The organism is Mesorhizobium sp. M1A.F.Ca.IN.020.06.1.1, assembly GCF_004023265.1.
Lineage (GTDB): Bacteria > Pseudomonadota > Alphaproteobacteria > Rhizobiales > Rhizobiaceae > Mesorhizobium.
Genome location: NZ_RZSR01000568.1, coordinates 1 through 3,956, shown reverse-complemented (window position 1 = coordinate 3,956; position 3,956 = coordinate 1). Strand labels below are relative to the sequence as shown.

4 protein-coding genes and 2 pseudogenes are annotated in these 3,956 nt (G+C 64.1%); all 6 read right to left on the bottom strand.

Annotated features, from left to right (window positions below):
• The coding region (locus tag EOA60_RS22440; RefSeq protein ID WP_128311911.1) for an aldehyde dehydrogenase family protein at positions 1 to 790 on the bottom strand (790 nt) is incomplete at its 3' end.
• Between the two features lie 199 nt (positions 791 to 989).
• Positions 990 to 1,475 carry a hypothetical protein gene (locus tag EOA60_RS22435; RefSeq protein ID WP_095824342.1) on the bottom strand — a complete coding sequence of 162 codons (486 nt, stop codon included), beginning with the start codon at positions 1,473 to 1,475 and terminating at the stop codon, positions 990 to 992.
• 86 nt (positions 1,476 to 1,561) lie between these two features.
• Positions 1,562 to 1,734, bottom strand: a pseudogene (locus EOA60_RS22430) (sugar phosphate isomerase/epimerase); the annotation flags it as partial.
• 131 nt (positions 1,735 to 1,865) lie between these two features.
• Entirely contained in the window at positions 1,866 to 2,933 is a 1,068-nt protein-coding gene (gene ugpC / locus EOA60_RS22420; protein WP_067324205.1) for a sn-glycerol-3-phosphate ABC transporter ATP-binding protein UgpC, read from the bottom strand.
• Between the two features lie 3 nt (positions 2,934 to 2,936).
• Entirely contained in the window at positions 2,937 to 3,785 is an 849-nt protein-coding gene (locus EOA60_RS22415) for a carbohydrate ABC transporter permease (RefSeq protein WP_128311909.1), read from the bottom strand.
• Positions 3,785 to 3,956, bottom strand: a pseudogene (locus EOA60_RS39920) (sugar ABC transporter permease); the annotation flags it as partial. The gene EOA60_RS22415 and the pseudogene EOA60_RS39920, both read right to left, overlap by 1 nt.

The window sequence follows — 3,956 nt, the reverse complement described above, 5'->3', positions numbered from 1 at the left end:
CCGCAAGGTCCGCATCGTCGAGCACGACCAGCGGGTTCTTGCCGCCCATCTCGAGCTGGAACTTGCGCATATGCTCGACACTCGCCGCGGCGACACGCTTGCCTGTGCCGACAGAGCCGGTGAAGGAGATGGCGTTGACGTCCGGGCTGTCGAGCATGGCCTGGCCGACGACAGAGCCCTTGCCCATGACGAGGTTGAGAACGCCCTTCGGCAGCCCGGCACGATGCAGGATGTCGACGATGGTCCAGGCACTTTCGGGGACCAGTTCCGCCGGCTTGAAGACGATGGTGTTGCCGTAGGCCAGCGCAGGCGCAATCTTCCAGGCGGGAATGGCGATCGGGAAGTTCCACGGCGTGATGATGCCAACCACGCCGACGCCTTCGCGGGTCATCTCGACACCGACGCCGGGGCGCACGCTCGGCACAAGCTCACCAGACAGCCGCAGCGTCTCGCCGGCGAAGAAGTCGAAGATCTGCGCGGCGCGGATGGTTTCGCCGACGCCTTCGGCCAGGGTCTTGCCTTCTTCGCGAGCGAGAGACCGGCCGATCTCGTCCTTGCGCGCCATGATCTCGTCGGAAGTCTTCTTCAGCACGGCATGGCGCGCCAGCGGGCCGGAGCGCGACCAGGCCGGGAGGGCCGCCTTGGCGGCCGCGATGGCCTGCTTGGCCTCCTCCGGCCCGGCCGAGGCGTATTCGCCGACCACATCGTTGGTGTTCGACGGGTTGATGTTGCGCGAGCCGGCCTCGCCCAGCCACTCGCCGTCGATCAGGTTCTTGCGGAGCACGGTCATCTTCATTCCTTCGAGATTGGCTTGCTTCTTCGAGATTGGCTGGCGTGGCAAAGCGCCGGTCATTTGTCAGACAAATGATATAGCCATGGTCTGCGGAAACGTCTACCCGAGAAGCTTTCGATAAAGGTAGGCGCGCGGCGGTGGAAGTCCACCGGCTTCGTCCGCGCCCCCTGTCACGACAAAGCCCTGACGGCCTCCTTCAGACGGAAAACGACCAGAACAGGCAGGCGAGCGTTGCCGCGGCGAAGATGACGAAGAACAGGCTTCTGAGCAAGATGTTGCGGCGAAGCTCATTCATGGCGAGATGCGCGCCGACGATCGCCGGGACGAACAGGAAGCGCCAGTTGAGAAGGGTCCAAGGCACCTCACGCTGGCCGAGCGCCCATCGAGCGAGAAGCGAACCGACAATGGCGGCGAACAGCACGATCGTTGCCCAGAAGATCGCGTCGGCGGCATGCGTAAGCACAACCCCGGCGGCGCGGATGGGCAGGATCAACATCAACAGCGCGCTGAAGAAATAAATGGCGGCGATGGCCAGGAACGAACCCGCGTCGGCAATGCCGTCGAGGCGCTTAACGCCGAAGGCGCCTTGAGGGTAGCCGTGCTTGGCGACCGCCAGCGACAGCGCCATCAGCAAGGCGCTCAGAACCGTGACCAATGCGAATGTGCCGAGAGCCTTGCTCATGCCGTTCCCTGTCGAGACGAATCACGGGAGTCTAGCAGAGCGCGGCTGCCGAAAACCGCAATTCACCTCGCGGCAGTATCGAAGCGTCAGGGCTCTTGCGAGGCCGAGTGGAGTTCGGCCTTGCGCCGGGCGGTCTCCAGGCCGACGTCGATGAAGCGGCGCGCATGGCGGGCCAATTCCATGTTGTCGGTCCACAATTGCGCCAGATCGCCGTCTTCCTCAAGAGGTTCTCGCCGACGATCTCGGAGGAGAAGGATTCGCGTCGAGCACGACAGCGCAGGCGGGGCCGGTGCAGGCGTGGCGACGACGCTGGTCTTGTCCGGGATATTGGCCGATCTAGGCGACCTGACCGGTCCGATTACACATTGGACGCCTTCCGCCGGCGCTGACCTATCCGATGCGAGCGCCGCTTGCCGGATCGAACAGATGCAGCGCCGCTGGGTCGGCGGCGAGGCGGACCGCGTCGCCCGGTTTGACATTGCTGCGGCCCATGACGAAGACGCAGATCTGCTGGTTGGCCAGCCTGACATAGAATTGCGTCGACAGGCCGAGCGGCTCGACGACCTCGACCTGACCTTTCAGCGGGCCGTCGTCGGCCAGCCGGATGTGTTCCGGCCGCAGCCCGACGGTCAGCGCATCGCCATCCTTCAGCGGCAATCCGTCCGGCAGCCTCAGCTTCTGGCCGTCGGCCAGCACGGCATCGACCTTGCCGCCCTTGGCGACCTTTGCCGGCAAAAAATTCATGCCGGGCGAGCCGATGAACCCGGCGACGAAAGTGTTGGCGGGACGATCGTAGAGCTCCAGCGGATGACCGACCTGCTGCACATAGCCGTCATGCATGACGACGATGCGGTCGGCCATGGTCATCGCCTCGACCTGGTCGTGCGTGACATAGACCGAGGTCGTCTTCAGCTGCTGGTGCAGCGCCTTGATCTCGGCGCGCATGTGGACGCGCAGCTTGGCGTCGAGGTTCGACAGCGGCTCGTCGAACAGGAAGACTTTGGGATCGCGCACGATGGCGCGGCCCATGGCGACGCGCTGGCGCTGACCGCCGGAAAGCTGGCGCGGCAGGCGGCCGAGAAACGTCTCCAGACCGAGGCGCTTGGCGGCGGCGCCCACCCTGCCGTCGATCGTCGTCTTCTCGGCCTTCTTCAGCATCAGGCTGAAGCCCATGTTCGAGGAGACGTCCATATGCGGGTAGAGCGCATAGGACTGAAACACCATAGCGATGTCGCGGTCCTTCGGCGCCACATCGTTGACCAGCCGCTCGCCGATTCGGATCTCGCCGCCGGTGACCTCCTCCAGGCCGGCGATCATGCGCAGCAGCGTTGACTTGCCACAGCCGGACGGGCCGACCAGCACGACGAACTCGCCGTCGGCGATCTCGAGATCGACGCCGTGCAGGATGCGCAGCGCTCCATAGTCCTTCTCGACATGTTGCAGCGTGACGGAAGCCATCGATTATCCTTTGACAGCGCCGGCGGTAAGGCCGGTGACGAGATAGCGTTGCAGGAAGGCGAAGAAGATGCAGACCGGGATCAGCGCCAGGATGGAGGCCGCCATCATCTGCCCCCAGTCGACGGCGAACTTGCCGATGAAGGTGAGCAGGCCGACGGCAAAGGTCTTCTGCTCGTCGCTGGAGATCAGCATCAGCGCGAACAGCAATTCGCTCCAAGCGGCGGTGAAGACGAAGCCGAGCGTCGCCCCCATGCCGGGCAAGGTGAGCGGCACGATCACCCGGCGCATGGCCTGGGCGCGCGTGCAGCCGTCGATCATCGCCGCCTCCTCCAGATCCTTCGGAATGCTGTCGAAGAAGGACTGCATGAGGAAGGTGGCGAAGGCGGTGTTGAAGGCGGTGTAGATGATGATCAGCCCGGTCAGGCTGTTGGTCAGGCCGAGATCGCCCATGATGCGGTAGATCGGCGGGATGACCATGACCAACGGGAAAGTCTGGGTCAGCAAGAGCCGGATCGCTAAAGTCGCCTTGCCGCGGAAGGTAAAGCGCGACATCGCATAGCCGGCAAGCGTGGCGATGACCGTGACCAGTGCCGCCGTCGACACCGAGACGATGACGCTGTTCAAGAAGTAGCGCGGGAAGTCGGAAGCCTCCAGCACGGTGTCGAAGTTCTTGAGCGTCATTTCCGATGGCCAGAAGGTTATGCCTTCGGAATAGAGCAGCCGCTCCGGCGTCACAGAGATCTTCAGCGTCCAGAAGATCGGGAACAGCGCGAAGACGACATAGGCGGCGATCGCGGCGTAGAGGCCGATGCCGCCAGCGATGCGCGAGGAGGTGGAGCGGCCGGCAATCATCAGACATGCCTCACAAGCGTGCGGCGGATGGCGATCAGGCCAACCGCATAGGCAATGAGCAGCACCAGCAGCAGCACCGCGACTGCGGACGCATAGCCTTTGTCCAGCGACTTGAAGGCGCTGACATAGATGTAGACCGGCACCGTGCTGGTCGAGCCTGCCGGTCCGCCC

Coding starts and splice junctions, on each gene's coding strand:
- EOA60_RS22435 (WP_095824342.1), bottom strand. CDS start 1,475: ATGAGCAAGGCTCTCGGCACATTCGCATTGGTCACGGTTCTGAGCGCC.
- ugpC (WP_067324205.1), bottom strand. CDS start 2,933: ATGGCTTCCGTCACGCTGCAACATGTCGAGAAGGACTATGGAGCGCTG.
- EOA60_RS22415 (WP_128311909.1), bottom strand. CDS start 3,785: ATGATTGCCGGCCGCTCCACCTCCTCGCGCATCGCTGGCGGCATCGGC.